1 protein-coding gene is annotated in these 915 nt (G+C 43.4%); it reads left to right on the top strand.

Annotated features, from left to right (window positions below; translation table 11 throughout):
• On the top strand, positions 1 to 756 hold a 756-nt coding region (locus tag R7Q09_RS24635), incomplete at its 5' end, for a LysR substrate-binding domain-containing protein (RefSeq protein ID WP_318143760.1).
• Positions 757 to 915 lie beyond the last annotated feature (159 nt).

Here is a 915-nt window from a genome sequence, read left to right as displayed (position 1 = left end):
CTTTACGAAAAGAAAGACAAGAAAAGCCCTGTGGTTTTTACCCAGACCGGAGAAATGGTCGTAAAGCAAGGTCGAGAGCTATTGGCCAAAGGACAAGATTTAGTAGAACTTGGCCGATTATGTCAGGGCGATGATATGAAAGGCCAGTTGAAGGTTGGGTGTATTCCAACGATTGCACCGTTCTTATTGTGTGACCTCGTCCAAGAGGTGAATTATCGATTCCCTCAACTAAACCTTCTATTAAGAGAAGACACCACCACCAATTTGTTGCAAGCGCTGCGCCATGGTGAGTTAGATGTACTGATCTTAGCGTTGTCAGTTGAAATCGATGGCATGGAGAGTCGCATCGTCGGCAAAGATCCGTTCCGTATGGTGATCAGTGCAAACCAAGTCGATTCGATTCCTGTACCGATTCGTTATGACGATCTGCCGGATGAGTCGGTGTTCCTATTAGAGAAAGAGCATTGTTTAACTGAACATGCAGTTTCCGCTTGTAAGCTGACCGATAAAGAGAAAATTAACCCGTTTACGGCAACCAGCTTACATACCTTGGTGCAGATGGTCGCGAACGGCTTAGGTACCACTTTTATTCCTCAAATGGCAATCGAACACGGCTTGTTACACAACCAAAATTTGGTGGTGATCGACCCTCCTGGCCAGCAGGCGTATCGCGAAATTGGTTTGGTTTGGCGCCCTAGTTCATCAAGAACAAACACTTTTAACCAACTTGCAGATGTGGTTTCCGAACTGCTTTAGCTATTAGTATTAGCCTTTACTTCCTCACTATTTATCTAAAAGCGCACTGGAAACAGTGCGCTTTCTAGTATTTTATTCTGTCGGTGAACTTTGACTTGTAAAATTTCACAGCTTTATTTTCGTGAAGCTTTCATAAAATTGTGAAATTTCACAATGTTA

The sequence above is a fragment of the Vibrio sp. 2130-1 genome (assembly GCF_033339515.1).
This window is presented reverse-complemented; position numbering and strand designations above follow the sequence as displayed.